Origin of the sequence: Flavobacterium suaedae (assembly GCF_014642915.1) — a bacterium.
GTDB classification, from domain to species: domain Bacteria; phylum Bacteroidota; class Bacteroidia; order Flavobacteriales; family Flavobacteriaceae; genus Flavobacterium; species Flavobacterium suaedae.
Genome location: NZ_BMJE01000005.1, coordinates 173,115 through 191,532, shown reverse-complemented (window position 1 = coordinate 191,532; position 18,418 = coordinate 173,115). Strand labels below are relative to the sequence as shown.

16 protein-coding genes and 3 tRNA genes are annotated in these 18,418 nt (G+C 35.1%); 16 read left to right on the top strand and 3 right to left on the bottom strand.

Annotated features, from left to right (window positions below):
- Window positions 1-15 precede the first annotated feature (15 nt).
- The 3 genes from gap to IEW45_RS11005 all read right to left on the bottom strand — a co-directional run bounded on the left by gap (window position 16) and on the right by IEW45_RS11005 (window position 6,690).
- Window positions 16-1,017 carry a type I glyceraldehyde-3-phosphate dehydrogenase gene (gap, locus tag IEW45_RS11015; protein ID WP_188621303.1) on the bottom strand — a complete coding sequence of 334 codons (1,002 nt, stop codon included), beginning with the start codon at window positions 1,015-1,017 and terminating at the stop codon, window positions 16-18.
- A gap of 41 nt (window positions 1,018-1,058) precedes the next feature.
- On the bottom strand, window positions 1,059-2,045 hold the full coding sequence (pfkA, locus tag IEW45_RS11010; RefSeq protein ID WP_188621302.1) for a 6-phosphofructokinase: 987 nt from the start codon (window positions 2,043-2,045) through the stop codon (window positions 1,059-1,061).
- A gap of 208 nt (window positions 2,046-2,253) precedes the next feature.
- A complete protein-coding gene (locus IEW45_RS11005; RefSeq protein WP_188621301.1) occupies window positions 2,254-6,690 on the bottom strand; it encodes a translocation/assembly module TamB domain-containing protein in 4,437 nt (1,478 codons plus the stop codon).
- 185 nt (window positions 6,691-6,875) lie between these two features.
- On the opposite strand from IEW45_RS11005, the gene tsaD reads away from it, so the two are divergent.
- The 16 genes from tsaD to IEW45_RS10925 all read left to right on the top strand — a co-directional run bounded on the left by tsaD (window position 6,876) and on the right by IEW45_RS10925 (window position 18,408).
- Window positions 6,876-7,898 (top strand): tRNA (adenosine(37)-N6)-threonylcarbamoyltransferase complex transferase subunit TsaD, encoded by a 1,023-nt coding sequence (gene tsaD, locus IEW45_RS11000; protein WP_188621300.1) that lies wholly within the window; start codon window positions 6,876-6,878, stop codon window positions 7,896-7,898.
- Window position 7,899: 1 nt separating this feature from the next.
- Window positions 7,900-8,604: a 16S rRNA (uracil(1498)-N(3))-methyltransferase gene (locus IEW45_RS10995; protein WP_188621299.1), complete on the top strand. Its 705-nt coding sequence runs from the start codon at window positions 7,900-7,902 to the stop codon at window positions 8,602-8,604.
- A gap of 138 nt (window positions 8,605-8,742) precedes the next feature.
- A complete protein-coding gene (locus tag IEW45_RS10990; protein WP_188621298.1) occupies window positions 8,743-9,381 on the top strand; it encodes a DUF4159 domain-containing protein in 639 nt (212 codons plus the stop codon).
- The gene (locus tag IEW45_RS10985) at window positions 9,381-9,893 is read left to right on the top strand and encodes a TrmH family RNA methyltransferase (RefSeq protein WP_188621297.1); all 513 of its coding nucleotides are present in this window, start codon (window positions 9,381-9,383) and stop codon (window positions 9,891-9,893) included. Before IEW45_RS10990 ends, IEW45_RS10985 begins: the two co-directional genes overlap by 1 nt.
- 54 nt (window positions 9,894-9,947) lie before the next feature.
- Window positions 9,948-11,039 (top strand): AI-2E family transporter, encoded by a 1,092-nt coding sequence (locus IEW45_RS10980; RefSeq protein ID WP_188621296.1) that lies wholly within the window; start codon window positions 9,948-9,950, stop codon window positions 11,037-11,039.
- A 3-nt stretch (window positions 11,040-11,042) separates the two neighbouring features.
- A complete protein-coding gene (locus IEW45_RS10975) occupies window positions 11,043-12,221 on the top strand; it encodes a THUMP-like domain-containing protein (RefSeq protein ID WP_188621295.1) in 1,179 nt (392 codons plus the stop codon).
- A gap of 4 nt (window positions 12,222-12,225) precedes the next feature.
- On the top strand, window positions 12,226-12,798 hold the full coding sequence (locus tag IEW45_RS10970) for a hypothetical protein (RefSeq protein ID WP_188621294.1): 573 nt from the start codon (window positions 12,226-12,228) through the stop codon (window positions 12,796-12,798).
- A gap of 163 nt (window positions 12,799-12,961) precedes the next feature.
- Window positions 12,962-13,045, top strand: a tRNA-Ser gene (locus tag IEW45_RS10965).
- Between the two features lie 5 nt (window positions 13,046-13,050).
- A tRNA-Pro gene (locus IEW45_RS10960) sits at window positions 13,051-13,125 on the top strand.
- A 30-nt stretch (window positions 13,126-13,155) separates the two neighbouring features.
- Window positions 13,156-13,229: transfer RNA gene (locus IEW45_RS10955), tRNA-Arg, on the top strand.
- Window positions 13,230-13,291: 62 nt separating this feature from the next.
- Window positions 13,292-13,801 (top strand): AAA family ATPase, encoded by a 510-nt coding sequence (locus IEW45_RS10950; RefSeq protein ID WP_188621293.1) that lies wholly within the window; start codon window positions 13,292-13,294, stop codon window positions 13,799-13,801.
- Between the two features lie 285 nt (window positions 13,802-14,086).
- Window positions 14,087-14,371 carry a hypothetical protein gene (locus IEW45_RS10945; RefSeq protein ID WP_188621292.1) on the top strand — a complete coding sequence of 95 codons (285 nt, stop codon included), beginning with the start codon at window positions 14,087-14,089 and terminating at the stop codon, window positions 14,369-14,371.
- A 301-nt stretch (window positions 14,372-14,672) separates the two neighbouring features.
- Window positions 14,673-15,854 (top strand): acetyl-CoA C-acyltransferase, encoded by a 1,182-nt coding sequence (locus tag IEW45_RS10940; RefSeq protein ID WP_188621291.1) that lies wholly within the window; start codon window positions 14,673-14,675, stop codon window positions 15,852-15,854.
- 168 nt (window positions 15,855-16,022) lie between these two features.
- Window positions 16,023-16,784 (top strand): C40 family peptidase, encoded by a 762-nt coding sequence (locus tag IEW45_RS10935; protein ID WP_188621369.1) that lies wholly within the window; start codon window positions 16,023-16,025, stop codon window positions 16,782-16,784.
- Window positions 16,785-16,798: 14 nt separating this feature from the next.
- Window positions 16,799-17,644: an alpha/beta hydrolase gene (locus IEW45_RS10930; RefSeq protein ID WP_188621290.1), complete on the top strand. Its 846-nt coding sequence runs from the start codon at window positions 16,799-16,801 to the stop codon at window positions 17,642-17,644.
- Between the two features lie 53 nt (window positions 17,645-17,697).
- The gene (locus IEW45_RS10925; protein WP_188621289.1) at window positions 17,698-18,408 is read left to right on the top strand and encodes a carboxypeptidase-like regulatory domain-containing protein; all 711 of its coding nucleotides are present in this window, start codon (window positions 17,698-17,700) and stop codon (window positions 18,406-18,408) included.
- Window positions 18,409-18,418: the final 10 nt, after the last annotated feature.

The window sequence follows — 18,418 nt, the reverse complement described above, 5'->3', positions numbered from 1 at the left end:
GATACAATTAATTTTTTATAGAGAAGCAACGTGAACCGAAAGGTCTATTAATTTGCTTGAATATCCGTACTCATTATCGTACCAGGATACTAATTTAAAGAAAGTAGAGTTTAACCCGATACCTGCTTTAGAGTCTACAATACTTGTTCTTGAATCAGAAACAAAATCCTGAGAAACTACGTCGTCTTCAGTAAAGCCAAGAATACCTTTCATTGAAGTTTCCGAAGCATTTTTAAGAACACTCATTATTTCTTCATAAGATGTTTCTTTCTGCACTTTTACAGTAAGGTCTACTACCGAAACATCGGCTGTAGGAACACGCATAGCCATACCTGTAAGCTTACCGTTAAGTTCCGGTATTACTTTACCTACTGCTTTTGCAGCACCTGTACTTGCAGGTATAATGTTTAGTAATGCCGCTCTACCACCACGGAAATCTTTTTTAGATGGTCCGTCTACCGTAAGCTGAGTAGCTGTAGTAGCGTGTATAGTAGTCATAAGTGCTTCTTCAATACCAAAGTTATCATTAATAACTTTTGCTAAAGGTGCCAGACAGTTAGTAGTACATGAAGCGTTTGAAACTATTTTATCATCAGCAGTTGCTTTATCGTGGTTTACTCCCATTACAAACATTGGGGCATCAGCTGAAGGTGCTGAAATAACTACTTTTTTAGCACCTCCTTTAAGGTGAGCATCTGCTTTATCAAGTGTTGTAAATATACCGGTACATTCAGCAACTACATCAACATTTACCTCATCCCATTTAAGTGTTGAAGGATCTTTTTCTGCAGTTACTCTTATTTGATTACCATTCACATAAAGGTTTCCGTCTTTTACTTCAACTTCTCCTTTAAACGGTCCGTGAACTGAATCATATTTTAAAAGGTATGCTAAATGCTCTACATCAAGAAGATCATTAATTGCAACTACCTCTACATTATCTCTGTTTATCGATTCGCGGAAAACAATACGACCTATTCTGCCAAAGCCGTTTATTCCTAATCTTACTTTTGCCATTTTCGTGATTTTAGTTTATAGTTTATTGTTGTTTTCTCTGATTATATAGAAACTATATCAGATACTTTTATTAATTCTTTTTCTATTTGAGATTTACCTTTTACAGCCTGCTCCAGCGGAGTAAGTACTATTTCGTCCTTTAGTAACCCCACCATATAGTTTGATTTTCCTTCTAATAATGTTTCAACAGCTTTAACCCCTAGTCGGCTTGCTAAAACCCTGTCAAAACAAGTTGGGCTTCCACCCCTTTGCATATGCCCAAGTATTGATACTCGTACATCATATTCAGGCATGTTTTCTTCTACATAGTCCTTAAGTTCAAAAACATTTTTACCTATTTTATCTCCTTCAGCTACTACTACCAGACTTGATAGTTTTCCTGATGCTTTACTTTTTCTAAGGGATTCCAACAACCTGTCAAGTCCCATGTCTTCTTCAGGTATCAGTATTTCCTCTGCACCTGCGCCTATACCTGCATTTAAAGCTATGTGCCCGGCATCACGCCCCATAACCTCAACAAAAAACAGCCTGTTATGAGAACTGGCTGTATCGCGTATTTTATCTATAACTTCTACTACGGTATTTAACGCTGTATCGTACCCCAGTGTAAAGCTGGTACCAAAAATATCATTATCAATAGTACCCGGTATACCAATTACAGGAAAACCATATTCTTCATTAAATACTAACCCTCCTGTAAAACTACCGTTACCGCCTATTACTACAAGGGCGTCAATATTATTATCAACAAGGTTTTTATGTGCTTGTTCACGACCTTCTTTAGTCATAAAGTCTTTAGACCTTGCTGATTTAAGAATAGTTCCGCCTTTATTAATAATGTTATTTACACTACGTGGGTTCATTTCTTTAAAGTCACCTTCAATCATACCCTGATAACCACGGTATATACCGGCACACTCAATATTATAATAAGCAGAAGCACGAACTACAGCCCTTATAGCTGCATTCATTCCCGGAGAATCTCCTCCTGATGTTAACACTCCTATCTTCTTGATATTTATAGACATTTTTTAATATTTAATTGTAAAACTAATAATTTAATATAATAAATTCATTATAAAATCCAATCTATTAATAATCCCCTAACATTTCAAACGTTTTCGTTAATAAGTTTTTTCCGATTTTTAAGTTTTATAATATTAAAAAAGGTCATTATCGCATTATAATGACCTCTTTTTTTGTAATTGATAAAAATATCTTGAGAATAATTACGGATTAATCAATTTCCGGTATCCTTTCCGGTGGCTTTTCATCCTTGTCTTCCTTCTTAGTTTTTTTCTTATTCCTGTTTTCTGAGAATTGTATAAATTCAGGAGATAATTCTGAATCCGGTATATGGTTACCGCTATCACTATCTGTTTTTAATTCTGTTTTCCTGAAAATTTTTCTCCAAAGTTCGTTTAAGGTATTAAAATCAACTTCATAAGTAAGACCTATACCCTGTGTATAACCTATGCCCTCACCTAGAAAGTTAATATCGTTCTCTCTGTTAAAGACTCTTGCTTTTAAACTATTATCATCATTAAGCCTGAATTGCGCTTCTATATTCCCTACAATACTCGATTCGTTTACGCCTCCTACAGGAACCCCTACCTGACCGTTTACCGTAATTCTGTCATTAATTTGAGAGGAAAGGGTTACTCCTAATTGGGAGTTGGTTTCTACATAAGGGTTACGCTCTCCCTGAACATAATTTACACCCACCTGTACTTTACTGTCATCATCACTAAACAGGTCGTTAAACAAACTACTTGCCGTTTCCAACAGTGGTGCGTATGCCATTGAGTTAGCATTTGTAGGGCTTAAGAACGATCTTTGGTATAATAAGGATAACGCTTGCTTTTGGCGCATATCAGGATCATTAAGCCTATACTCTAAATCCGATTTTACAACTGAGCTTACATTAGGAAAGTTTATCTGGAACTCATGGTCGGGCTGCATTAAGTTACCTGTCAATTGTATTACTACCTCAACGGGTATATTACGACTAAATGAGGCGTTTTCTAACAATACCGAAGGGTTTGCCTGCGTTTTATATACCGCTTCAAGGTTTAACCTTGCGCGCGTAGGGTCGCCTTCCCAACTTATATAGCCTCCGGGCTTCGCTACAAGTTGTTTATCAAATAAACCTGCATATTTAAAATTGTAAATTCCTTCACTTACCTGGAAATCTCCCCACATATTAAACTTACCAAGGGTATTAATTTCCAATAGCATATTACCGTTTCCTCTTGCCGATAATCCGTGCCCTGTATTTTTATCTATAATAATTTCAAGTTTAGCATCAGGCGTTACTTCAAAATTAAAAGCCATTTCCATACCCTTATACAGCCTGGTATTAGCTACTACCTGTTCTATACCTTTCTTCTCTTTTTCCTCGGGACTTAAAAAGTCTATGTAAGGGTTAGAGCCTCCGCTACCTGTATTATTAATAGGTATTTTTATATCGGTTCCTTTTGCCGATTTTGCTTTAACCCCTATGTATAATGCTGTGGTAGGTCCTGTTACTGTAGCTGTACCATCCATAAAAGCAGTACCGTAAAACATTGCATCATCAGAGTCTTCTGTATCTAAAGCTACCAGCCTGTCAGTTTCTATTTTAAGGTCAAGCCCCCAATCTTTAAACATATTATGTGTAACCTTACCTTCCAGATAACCAAAAGTATTATACTTGGTATCTGTCATTTTTGGTCTCCTAAAGAATATCTCTTTTTCGGTTAAATCTATTACTGAGTTTGGCTCAAAGGCATAATCAGTATTTAAGTAGCCTACTTTTAGCCCTGCATCATTAAGGTAAAAGCGTGCATCTATCTCGGGTTCTTTTATATTACCAACTATAGCTGCCCGCCCTGTGGCATTACCTCTTATATCAGGGAATATAGTACTTAAGAAAATCTCTAAAAAGCTAATATCAAAATCGGTAAATATTGCATCAAGAGAGAGCTCTGTTTGCTGATTAACTATATCTATACTTCCGTAAGTATATAGTTTTTCTTCTTCATCTTTAAATATTGTAGAACTTACATTAAACTTTCTTAACTTTTCGTCACCATATATTTGTAAATCTAAATCTCCTAATATATTATCATTCATACGGAGGTCTGTTATCGTAAGCATAGACTGCGGTTTATACTCACTACGCTGCTGCTTTACTGTAATATCTCCGTTAATTTTACCCCCAAATTCTAAATTACCTAAAGAGGGAGTTACTTTTTCCAAAGCCACTTCATTAAACCTCAGGGTTACATCTTTGTATGTAGAATCCCTCATTACTCCCATTAACTCTACTTTCTCTTTGTTGTGGGACAAGGTGATTTTATCAATTTTAAAATCAGTAAGTTTTTTATTGAAAATTACTTTATTATCGGCTTCATTTTCTTCATTTAAATACCACAGGTAATCTTTAAAGTTAATTTCCGACCGTTTAAGCCCTACTACTGATTTATTATCTTTATTAATCGTATGGTACAGGTTGATATTAAAATAGTCTTTTGCTTCTTCTCCACCTTTAAACTCTGAACGCAGGTATAGTGTGTCGCTTTCGGTTACATTTACCAAGTTAAAATCTGAAACTTTATAGGTTTTAGTACGGAGGCTATCCATACTAATATAGGTGTTATAAAGTGGGTTTTTATTGTTTATATCAACCGAAAGATTGTTAAAGTAATTGTCTTTAAGTGTAATTTTAGGGGAGTTAAAGTCCAGTACAAAATCACCTTTATCTGCATTTATTCTACCTCTCAATTTGGTATTTTTAGCCAATGTAACATCAGGCAGGAAAATACCAATTATCTTATTGTAAATAGTAAAATTGAAATCTAAAAACTGTCCTTTTTTAACCTTATAAGGTGAATAGTTAGTGTACAAACTACCCATTGCATTTTCTACTACTTTTGGCAACTGGTTAACATCAAACTTACCTCTTACTCTTCCTTCTATTATATCGGTAGAATTAAAGGTTATAGTTCGTATATCATCGTCGTCAAAAGTTGAGTTTACATAAAAATCCTCAAAGTAATAGCTGCTTCTGCTATTTTGATAGGATAATCGGGATATTTGCAGCGTACCTGCAAGGTTGTTTATAGTATTACCTGTAGCATTAAGTAATAAATCTCCTTTAAAAATAGATATAGTATCTTGCTTTATAAGTTTTAAAGCAGCTAAGTCTGCATAATCTATCTGCGCATGGAAATCATACTCATTCGCTTTTTTCCTTATATCTACCAACCCGTCAAACGACATTAACAAGTTAGGATCGTTACTGTTTATTACACCTTTATAATAAGGCCATTTCATTCTGCCGTCTACTGTAATACTGCTATAAGTATATCCGTTAAACCTTAGTTTACTAATATTACCTTTTAAAGTAGTATTAAGCGACTGATTATTAAACCCTGTACCATTAACAACCAGGTTAGCAGTAGTATTACCAATAATATTATTTTCTGCCAGTACTCCTATATTAAAGCCATACAAATTTACCGTACCGGAATACTTAGCTATATCCGGTTTATTAAAATCATCTATAGTAAGGTTTGCCTCTGCTTCCCCAAGCTCTGACATTATTTGTAAATCAGTTTCTAAATCTTTCTTAGTTAACTTTACGTGCCCTGTTAAGTTTACCCAACCCAATTTATCTAGAACTTTTGGTAAGCTCTTGCCCAATATTCTCGGCATTATTTCGCGCAGGTTATTATACTTAGAGGTAACATCCGAGAAATTCCCATCCATATAAAACCCAGGTCCTTCTTTATCGAATAAATTTTTAAAGTTTACAGTACCTATAATTTTACTGTGCTCATCATCCAGCAACTTTAAATCGTGTAATACAAAATTATTAAGAGGTCCTGTTAGCGTAGTAGAAAGGTAGAATTTTTGGTTTTCACCAAATTCATTATAAAAATAATTCAGGTCGTTAGAAGATACTGCACCCTTTTCAACTTTAAAGTCAAACTTAACCTTATTAATGAAATCTTTCATATCCTCTCGGGTATACGTAAGTTTCACATCTCCTTTTAAGGTTGAATTTGCTGTTTTTAAATCGAAGTCTGTTAAAAACATACTGTCAGGGTTATAGGTATAATCTCCCGTCAGGTTTTCTACAAAAAGTCCTCTATGGTCTAATAATGACAAATTTTCTATTCCTGCCGATACACTTGGTCCTTTTATAGAAAAATTACTTAGCTCCCCGTTAAGTTTTTGAAAGTCGAGTATTTTAGGTGTCGTACCATTTTCATTAGTAAGTCTGTACCTTCCGTTAGTTACATATAACTCATCAGCATTTAAACGAAAAGAACCATCGCCTTTTTTACCATTGTCTAATGATTTTACAAAAACATCTAGACTTGAGTTATCTTCCCCTTTATATGTTTTCATATGGAAAGTAAGCGCATCAGCCTTTATAGTACCAAATTGAAATTTATTATTAGTAAGCTGTTTAAAACTTAATATATTTGTTTGTATTCTGTCAGCTGAAATTAAAGTATCATTATGGTGGTCTAAAATAAGTACCTTTTTTAGTTTCACACTCCCAAATAACGATATAGCAACTTTCTCTACCTGGATGTTTGTACCTAAATTCTCATTAAGCTTATCTGTAGCATAATGTGCCAGTTTAGTTTGTACAAAAGGCAGTGAAAGAGCAATACCCAAGAGTAACAAAAACAGGATAATACCTATTAATGTGCGGACAAGTATTTTTTTAAATTTTTTGATACTGCTATTTGTTTTTAAATTTGCGGAACGGCAGCTTTTACAATTTTGAACAAATGTAGGTAAATTTGCCTTTTGTTAAAATAACTACACTTGTTTTTGCTGTTCAAATACCATGCCCTAAAATGACAGATAAACCCATATATATACTAGCCATAGAAAGTTCATGCGATGATACTGCTGCTGCTGTATTAAAAAACGGTAAAGTACTTTCTAATATTGTAGCCCGCCAGTCCGTACACGAAGAATATGGCGGTGTTGTGCCGGAGCTTGCCTCCAGAGCACACCAACAAAATATAGTTCCTGTAATTGATGTAGCACTTAAAAAAGCAGGAATTACCCGTAACGAGCTTAATGCCATAGCATTTACCCAAGGTCCGGGGCTTATGGGGTCGCTATTAGTTGGCAGCTCATTTGCTAAGTCAATGGCATTGGCTTTAGGCATTCCGCTTATAGCCGTAAACCACATGCAGGCACATATTTTGGCTCACTTTATAGAGGAAGAAGGTTTTGATAAACCTGATTTTCCCTTCCTTGCCATGACTATTAGTGGCGGACACACCCAAATAGTAAAAGTGAACAGCTATTTTGATATGGAGGTTATAGGCGAAACCACTGATGATGCCGTAGGCGAAGCCTTTGATAAAAGTGCTAAAATATTAGGGCTACCATACCCCGGAGGTCCTTTAATTGATAAATACGCTCAGGAAGGTAACCCAAAGGCTTTTCCGTTTACTAAACCAAAAGTAGATGGGTTAAACTTTAGCTTTAGCGGACTGAAAACTCAGATACTTTATTTTGTACAGAAAAAAGTTGCTGAAAACCCTGATTTTATAGAAGAAAATCGCAACGATATTTGTGCATCTATACAATATACCATCATCAATATTTTGATGGATAAACTTAAAGCAGCTGTTAAAGAAACAGGTATTAATCAGGTAGCTATTGGCGGAGGGGTTTCTGCAAACAGTGGTATCAGGAATACACTAAAAGAAGCAGAGAAAAAGTATGGCTGGAAAAGTTTTATTCCTAAATTTGAATATACAACCGATAATGCTGCAATGATTGGTATTGTGGGCTACCATAAATACTTGGAAGGCACATTTAACGATGTTACAGTAACCTCTAAAGCGCGAATTTCTTTATAATATGCAACTATTCTATAATGCTGATATAAACACGGAAACATCTGAATTTACTTTTGATAAGGATGAAAGCCGACATATTGTAAAAGTACTGCGTAAAAAAGAGGGAGATGTTATTCAGTTAACTAATGGTAAGGGCGACCTTTTCACTGCCGAAATTATTTTTGCAGCCGATAAAAAATGTACCGTTAGCATTACTGATACTGCAACACATGCTGCACTACCTTATTACTTACATTTGGCAGTAGCACCTACCAAAATGAACGACCGCTACGAGTGGTTTTTAGAAAAGGCAACCGAAATAGGTATTAGCGAAATAACCCCTATCATCTGTGAACATAGCGAGCGTACCGTTTTTAAAACAGAACGTTTTAATAAAATTGTACAAAGTGCCATGAAACAGTCTTTGCAATACCATTTACCTATATTAAACGAGCCTGTTTCTTTTAAAGACTTTATGAGTACTGAAAGAGACGGACAATTATTTATAGCACATTGCGAAGAAACAGATAAAAAACTGCTTAAAAACGAAATACAGCCACAGCAAAAAATAACAATTCTTATAGGTCCTGAAGGTGATTTTTCTCCTGCTGAAATAGAACAGGCATTACAGCAAAAGTATATTCCTGTTTCACTGGGTAACACCCGCCTGCGTACCGAAACTGCTGCTATAGTAGCTACGCATAGTGTTGCTTTTGTTAATGAGTAATAAGACAAGATTGCCACGTCGTTCCTCCTCGCAATGACAAATAAACATAATAGGGTTTTAGGCTACCATGTCATCGCGAGGTACGAAGCGATCTTAACCCAAATAATTACTTATATTTACAACTATTCAAATATTACTATGAAAAAACTATTCTATATACTTTTACTGGCTCCTGCTTTGCTTATGGCACAGGAAATAGCAGTACTAAAATATTCCGGTGGTGGCGACTGGTACGGTAACCCTACTTCATTACCTAACTTAGCGAAGTTTTGCAATCAAAATATCAATACCAAAATAAACAGTGCAATAGCAACAGTTGAAGCAGGCAGCCCTGACTTATTCTCATACCCTTTTGTACACATGACAGGGCACGGAAATGTAGTTTTCAGCGATAATGATGTGGTTAACCTGCGGAACTACCTCAACTCAGGTGGTTTTTTACACATAGATGACAACTATGGTATGGATAAGTACATCCGAAAGGAAATACAAAAGCTGTTCCCTGACAATCAACTGGTATTAGTTCCCGCCGACCATGAAATTTTTAAAGGTCCTTATGTATTCTCAAAAGGGTTGCCTAAAATACACGAACACGACAACAAAACACCACAGGCATGGGGTATTTTTGTAGAAGGTAGGCTAGTACTGCTTTATACTTTGGAAAGCGACTTAGGTGACGGTTGGGAAGATGAAGAAGTACACAACGACCCTAAAGAAGTTCGTGAAAAAGCACTAAAAATGGGTGCTAATATTGTTAATTATGCTTTTACCAACTAATGCAACAGCAATTAACCCACGAAGAAACTTTTTTTACTGAACAAAAATTCCCGATAACCTTACTTTGCGACGGTATAACCTACCAACCCAATATAGGTTCTGTATTCCGTATTTGTGAAGCGTTTGGGGTAGCTAAAGTAATTTTTGTTGGCGAAAACATAGCCTTAACTCCGCGTAAAATAAACCGTACCTCTCGGGCTACACATTTGCAAGTACCGCATCAGGTTGCAAAATTAGAAGAGGCTATAACACTGCTTCAAGGAGCAAAAGACAATTCAGAAATTATAGCTCTTGAAATTACTGATAAAAGTAAACCGTTAAAAGATATTTCTTTAAATAGAAACAAACCTGTTGTTGTAATTGCAGGAGGAGAAGTAAATGGTATTTCCGAAGTGCTTTTAAAACTGGCTAACCAAACAGCACATATTACCATGTATGGCAAAAACAGCAGTATGAATGTGGTAAATGCTGTAGGAATAGCGCTTTATGAAATCACAAACAAAATTTCATAATCACATAAAAAGAGTATCTTAGCATTATTATTTTTTGCTATTAAATTATACAAAATGATTTCATCAAAAATTATAGCTAACGGTATCCTTCGGGCACTAGGTATCGCTTTGGGTATTTATATACTTTTAATGTTCCTGTATAAAATACAGGCAGTTATAATTTACCTGTTTATAGCTATAATTGTAGCTATGATAGCAAGCCCTATCGTAAAATTTTTAAAACGTAAACTTAAGTTCCCTCATATAGCTGCGGTAATAACTACGTTATTCTTTTTTATATGCCTTATGGCAGGTTTTATAATGTTGTTCGTTCCTTTGATTATTTCACAAAGTGAAAATCTGTCACTGCTCGATACCGCAAAATTAGAACAAGACTTTATCAACCTCATTAACCAGGTAAACGGCTATTTAAGCCAGCATGATATTGATACCGAAAAACTTATCAATGAATCAGAGCTAACATCTAAATTAAACTTCAATTTTATACCGGAGTTTATTAATTCATTACTTGGTGTACTTAGTGGTTTCGGTATTGGGTTTGCATCCGTGCTATTTATAACGTTCTTCTTTTTAAAAGACCGTAAAATTATGGACAAAGGGTTTCGTAAGATATTGCCCGATGCTCACGAAGAAAAAATATTAAGTTCACTACGTAAAATAGACTATTTATTAAGTCGATACTTTATAGGGCTTATACTGCAAATGACGATATTGTTTATACTATACCTTATAGTACTTTTAATATTCGGTGTACAAAATGCCTTTATTATAGCTTTTATAACTGCATTTTTAAATATAATTCCATACGTAGGACCACTAATTGCTACCATACTGGTAATAGTACTTACCATGCTGGGGCTTATGGGACCTGAAACACAAGGGGAAATGTTAACCACTACCCTGTATGTTGTTATAGGTTACAGTATAGCACAGGTAATAGATAATAATGTTAGCGCACCTTTAATATTCTCAAACAGTGTTAACTCCCACCCACTTGAAATTTTCCTTGTAATACTTGCCAGTGGTTTTGTATTCGGAATACTGGGAATGATTATCGCAGTACCGTTATACACCATTATTAAAGTAGTAGCTAAGGAATTTTTCCCGGGCAACAAAGTAGTAAAAATGCTAACTAAAGACTTGTAAATTTTGAATCCGAAGTTACTGGAACCGGAAGTACAGCGTTTTATTAAAGAGAATATCAATCAGCCTGTTACACAGCTTGCACTGCAAAAAAATCCTTTTCCTTATTTAGAATGGAAAGAGGTTATAAATCAAATTGCAGCAAGGCAAAAGGCTAAAGATAAGCTACCTACATGGTACACTACCGATGGTATTATTTACCCTGCAAAAATATCTATAGAACAAACCTCATCAGAAGTTGCTGCCAAATATAAAGCAGCACTTGTATCAGGCGAAAGCCTTATTGATATTACAGGAGGACTTGGTATAGACGATTATTACTTTTCTGAAAACATAAATAAAGTTACCCACTGCGAACTGAATTTAGAATTATCTGCTATTGCGGCACATAACTTTAAAGTATTAGATAAAAGCGATAGCATTGAGTGTGTTCCCGGAGATAGTACTAATACTTTGGAACTGCTAAACAGGCAGTTCGATTGGATGTATATAGACCCCTCACGGAGAAGTGATGTAAAAGGCAAAGTATTCCTTTTAAAAGACTGTTTACCTAATGTTCCTGAACTTTTAGACTTCTACTTCAGATACACCCAGAACATACTCATTAAAACAGCCCCGTTGCTCGATATTTCGGCAGGACTTAACGAATTACATTCGGTAGAGGCTATACACATTATAGCTATTAACAATGAAGTAAAAGAACTCCTGTGGGTATTAAACAAAGACTTTAAAGGTACTCCGCTTATAGAGGCTGTAAATATAACTAAAGAAGGCATTGACAACTTTTGTACACAATGGCAAAACGATGCGAATGCGACCCTTTCAATGCCTAAAAGGTATTTATATGAGCCTAACAGTGCCGTAATGAAAACGGGGGCTTTTAATGCCGTCAGTACTCATTACGAAATTGATAAATTACACACCCATACCCATTTATATACTGCTGAAAAACTAATTAATTTTTCAGGCAGAAGGTTTATTATTAATAAAACCATACCCTACACTAAACCAGAGGTAAAAAAGCAACTTGAAGGTAAAAAAATGAATGTAAGTACCCGTAATTTTCCACTCAACGTAAATGAAATAAAAAAGAAGTGGAAAATAAAAGATGGAGGTGATATATACGCTTTCTTTACCACCAATATTAATAATGATAAAATTGTATTACTTTGCAGCAAAATTTAGGTAAATGAAGAATTTATTTTTACTACTTTCTCTGTTAACAATAAGTTTTGCTAATGCACAACAAGATTGTGATTACAGCTTTAACCAAAAAACTGAAGAAGGTATTGAAGTTAAAGGAACGAAGGAATACATGATGTATGAAAAAATATTTGGCGGAAACTCACAATACATATTTTTTTCCCTTACCAATAATGGAGGTACTCCTCTGTTAAACTTTAAAATACTATCTAAAAGCACAGGTTTTCCTGAGCTGTACTGTTTTGACAATACCAGCAAAATATACATACAGCTTACCAACGGTAAAATAATAACGCTTATTAGTGCCACACAACAACAATGCGCTACTTTAGTATACAATCCTGATGATAAGAAAAATATGAGAGTACTTTCAGGGACGTTTTTATTTACAAAAGGTTCACTTGAAGAATTAGAAAAAAGCTCTATAACCTATATTCGGGTAAGATATACAACCGATACTGTAGACTACCCTATACGAAATGAAATAGAAAGCGAAACCATAAAAGAAAAGTATTTCCCTAACAAATACTTTATAAATTACCTTAACTGTATAAAATAATTGTACTTTTATCGCCTCTGTAGTTCATTGAGTGTTAACTACTTTAATTTAATGTTGTAAAAAAATCAAAAAAACATTTAAAAATAGTTGCAAAAAACCGAATAAATAAGTTACATTTGCAACCGCAAAAAAGCAATAAGTTTTACACTTTTTGCAATTGCACGGAGAGGTGCCGGAGTGGTAACGGAGCAGATTGCTAATCTGTCGACGGGCAACCGTCGCCAGGGTTCGAGTCCCTGTCTCTCCGCTCTTCGGGGTGTAGCGTAGCCCGGTTATCGCGCCTGCTTTGGGAGCAGGAGGCCGCAGGTTCGAATCCTGCCACCCCGACATAAAAATTGAAAAATCCCTAGGATTTATGGTTGCGTAGCTCAGCTGGATAGAGCACCTGCCTTCTAAGCAGGCGGTCCCAGGTTCGAATCCTGGCGCAATCACACAAAAGCCACTTTTTTAAGTGGCTTTTTTGTTTTTAAAATATTCCAACACAAGCTAAAAAATGAGAATTGCAATAATTGGTGCTCACCAAGTAGGTAAAACAACATTAGCAGAAGAACTAATGGAAAAACTTACCGGCTATACACTGGAAACAGAACCATATCTGCAACTGGAAGCATCAGGGTATGAATTCTCATCTCCTCCTATCGGCGAAGACTTTCTGGAACAGTTTAACTACTCTCTTAAATTAGTATCTAAAGATGAAGATAATATACTATTTGACAGATGTATTATTGATATTCTTGCTTACCTCCATGCAGTTGAACCTGAAAAGAATATTCAGGAACTATTCAAAACAGCAGAAGAGGCCTTCACCGAAATTGATTTACTTGTATTTATGCCTGTAGAAGAGCCTGATTTGATTCCTAAACATCAAGCAGACATGTCTGAACTTAGAGATACTGTTAATGAATTACTTAATGACTGGATATGGAGTTTTGACATAGAAACAATTGAAGTTAGTGGCAGTGTATCAAATCGTGTAAACCAAGTACTCGCTAAAATAAGATAAATTCCTCACACCAAGTTCTATACGTATTGAATTAGATAAATTCAACAACTAACAATTACTTCTCTAAAGTAAAATTAAAAACATCTAAAAAAATTATTTTTCGGGAAATTCAGGTATAAAACAACTCAATACCAACATTTTACAGTTTACTTCTATTATTAAAAAAGCATATATAAACAATAAAAATTAAAAAATTTTCACTATTTGTTTGTTTTTTTAATAATAAACAATTAATTTAACATACTGTTTAGATGTTTATTTTTCTATTATAAACTCCCTATTATAATGAAAAACATACCTGCCCAACCGATACGAGCTTATATAAGCCGGTGCAAAAGCGAAGAAAAGAAGTTTCAGATGCTGGCACAATCTAGTGTTATTTTTAAAAAAGATATTGAGCAAATAAGTATTTTTGCAATCAATTTTTCTAATGCTATTGAGCTTATTGCCAATTCAGCAAAACAAACTATACCCGAACGCAAAAACGAAATAACTCTTATTTACAAAAGCTATGTAAGGCACTATGTTGACTTTTTAAACGGTTTGTGCCGAACTTGCGACTGTAACTAATAAATGCGTATAAAAACACCTCTTTTTACTTGAATTACTTAATCTTAACTTTACATCCAAAAAAAGATGGGTGTAAATAATATTGTTTTTATTTAACGTAGTCCACTCCCACCTTTTTCTTCTCATTTATTATACAGTAAATGTATGATAACGGTAACTATTTTTACTACAATTACCGCAACAATCTTCAATCATTCACAAAAAATCAATTTATTTGCCTTATTATTTTAAATAATTTATTTTTATAGGCGTTTAAAATCATTAATTTCGTAACGTAAATAAATAAAAACAACATAATATAATGAGCAATAAAAAAGTAGTGATTGTTTCGGCAGCACGTACCCCTATCGGTAGCTTCATGGGAGCATTATCAACTGTACCAGCATCTCACCTTGGAGCTGCTGCAATTAAAGGCGCATTAAACAAAATAAACCTTGACGGCAACCTTGTAGATGAAGTTCTTATGGGTAATGTTGTACAGGCAAATGTTGGGCAAGCTCCGGCAAGACAGGCATCAAAACATGCAGGTTTGCCTGATAGTGTTGTTGCTACTACTGTAAATAAAGTATGTGCATCGGGTATGAAAGCAGTTACACAAGGTGCGCAAAGCATTATGTGTGGCGATGCTGATATTGTAGTTGCAGGTGGTATGGAAAACATGAGCCTTATACCGCACTATGTACCTATGAGAACAGGTAGCAAGTTTGGTCCTGTTACTATGGTTGACGGTTTACAAAAAGACGGTCTTACTGATGCTTATGATAATAATGCAATGGGAGTGTGTGCAGACCTTTGTGCTACTGAATATAAAATATCTCGTGAGGAGCAGGATGAATTTGCTATAGAATCATACAAGCGCTCTGCTGCTGCATGGGATGCAGGTAAATTTGATAATGAAGTTGTACCTGTAGAAGTACCACAACGTCGCGGAGAACCTGTTGTTGTTAATAAAGATGAGGAGTATATTAATGTTAAACTGGAAAAAGTAACTTCACTTAGAGCTGCTTTTAGTAAAGAAGGTACAGTTACTGCTGCAAATGCTTCTACTATTAATGACGGTGCTGCTGCATTAGTTTTAATGAGCGAAGAAAAAGCAAACGAATTAGGATTAAAACCATTAGCATACATAAAATCATATGCTGATGCGGAACAAGAACCAAAATGGTTTACAACATCACCGGCAAAAGCGTTACCAAAAGCTTTAGATAAAGCAGGTATGAGCAAAGATGATGTAGATTTCTTCGAATTTAACGAAGCATTCTCTGTAGTAGGTATTGCTAATACAAAAATATTAGGTCTTGATGCTGCTAAAGTAAACGTAAATGGTGGTGCTGTATCGTTAGGTCACCCACTGGGATGTTCAGGTGCAAGAATTATAGTTACACTATTAAATGTACTGGAGCAAAACAATGCTAAAGTTGGTGCTGCTGCTATTTGTAATGGTGGTGGTGGTGCTTCGGCAATTGTTATAGAAAGAGTTTAAACTCAATATTGAATGTTTTTTTAGCCATATATTAGCTAAAACAAACATAACATTTGGCGTTGCTTAGGAATTAACTGCTATATTTGTGGTTTTGGACAAAGCAACGCCATTTTTTTGGCTTTACTTTTAGTAAAAAGGAGAACGTAAAAAGAAGCAACATAACAGATGATTTTTGGTATTTGTAACTTGGCTATTGTACCCCTTCGCCTTGAAGCGAACGACCGAAGCGAAATGACATCGCAAGTTTTGTTCGGTGAACATTTTAAAGTGCTGGAACAAAACAAAAAATGGTCGCGCATAGCACTGGCTTATGATAATTATACGGGCTGGATTGACAATAAGCAGTACAGAACCATATCGGAGGCACATTATAACCATTTAAGTACTGCTCCTGACGTACTTAATGCTGACCTTATAGAATATGTTACTACACCAAGTAATCAGCTTTTACCAATACCTATCGGCGCTTCATTATCCTTCTTAGACCATTCTGAAATAAATATAGAGAACTTTACTTTCGAAGGTTTACGCACTACAGGAATAACAGGCAAACAAAATTTACTTCGTACTGCTTTTATGTATCTTAACGCTCCTTATTTATGGGGAGGCAAAACACCTTTTGGTATAGACTGCTCAGGCTTTACACAAATGGTGTATAAACTGAATGGTTATAAGCTACTACGTGATGCCTCTCAACAGGCGAAACAAGGTGAAGCACTTAGCTTTATAGAGGAAAGTGAGCCGGGCGATTTAGCCTTTTTTGACAATAAAGACGGTGAAATTATACATGTTGGTATAATTATGGATGATAATTACATCATCCATGGGCATGGTAAAGTACGTATAGACCGTTTAGACCATTTAGGAATTTACAATGCAGAACAACGCAGACATACGCATAAGCTCAGGGTGATTAAAAAAATAATTTAAAAACTGAGATTACTATGAAAAAAATTTCTTTATTACCGCTACTATTTTTATTCTTGGTATTCGGGTGTAGTTCCGATGATGATAACACTATTGAAGCTCCATTAACTTCCCAAGAAATTTTAAATGTTGCCTACGGTAGCGATACACAACAGACAATAGATGTGTATTTACCCGAAGGACGTAATGAAGAAAGCACTAAGGTTATTGTATTAATTCACGGAGGCTCGTGGGTTGCAGGAAGCAAACAGGATATGAGTTTCTTAATTCCTACTATACAATCATCATTTCCTGATTACGCTATTGTAAATATTAACTACAGGTTAGCAGACGATGAAAGCCCTGCATACCCAATGCAGATAAACGATATTGAGCAAATGTTTACTTTTCTGGAAGATAGTGATTATCATATCTCTGATGATTATGCTCTTATAGGGGTAAGTGCAGGAGCTCACCTTTCTATGCTGTACAGTTATAAGCATGATACAGACCACGATGTAAAAGCAGTAGTAGATATAGTTGGTCCTGCTGACTTTACTGATCCTAACTATACTACTCACCCATTATACTCACAAGCAGCATTAACTTTAACAGGTACAGCCACTCCTACCAGTGAACAAATTGCCGAAGTTAACCCTGTAGCGTATATTACAGCACAGTCACCTCCTACCCTTTCTTTTTATGGAGGTCAGGATCCTTTAGTACCTGCTACGCAAGGCGGATTATTACAAGAAAGCCTGAATAACTCAGGGGTATATAATGAATTTAACTTTTACCCTGATGGCGGACATGCAGATTGGAACTTTGAGATTATGCAGGAAGTATTCGGGAAAACAATTCTGTTCTTACAGGAAAACTTTTAATATCTGAGTTTAAAACATCATAACACTTTTTTTAAAATTATTATATTTGGCTTATGTCCAAGCCAATAAAAATATCAATACCTAAACCTTGTCATGAAAACTGGAAAAACATGACTCCTGTTGAAAAGGGGCGTTTTTGTGCTTCCTGCCAGCAAAAGGTATATGATTTCACTAATTCATCTGACAGGGAAATTACTTCTATTTTAAGAAATGAAAAAAATGCCTGCGGACGTTTGAGAATTGATCAGTTAGACAGGGATTTAGTTATTCCGAAAGAAAAAAATAAGTTTTGGGTAGCAGCAACTGCAAGTATAATAGCTTTTTTTAGTTTAGGCAGTAATGAAGTATTATCGCAAGAAATTGAAGTAAAAATTGAACAAAATAAAACTGATAGCGAGAATATAATACCGCCTGCAAAAGATACATTAACTCCCAGCTCTATTGAAACAATAAAAATAAGTGGTTTAGTAAAAGATAAATTAGGGGTTATACCAGGAGCTACAGTAACAAATACTACATCAAAAGATACAATTGAAACAAATATTGACGGAGAGTTTACAATAAATGCTAAAATAAGTGATACAATTAAAACTTCATTTGTAGGCTTTACTACTCATTCATTTATTGCAGAAACTAAGCACGAATATGAGAAACAAGAAGTTATACTGGAATCAGATATTGATATATACCAAATAGGCACTATTGTTTACAAAAGAACATTCTTCGGTAGAATATTTCACAAAATAGGTAGCTGGTTCAGATAAATTTAAAATA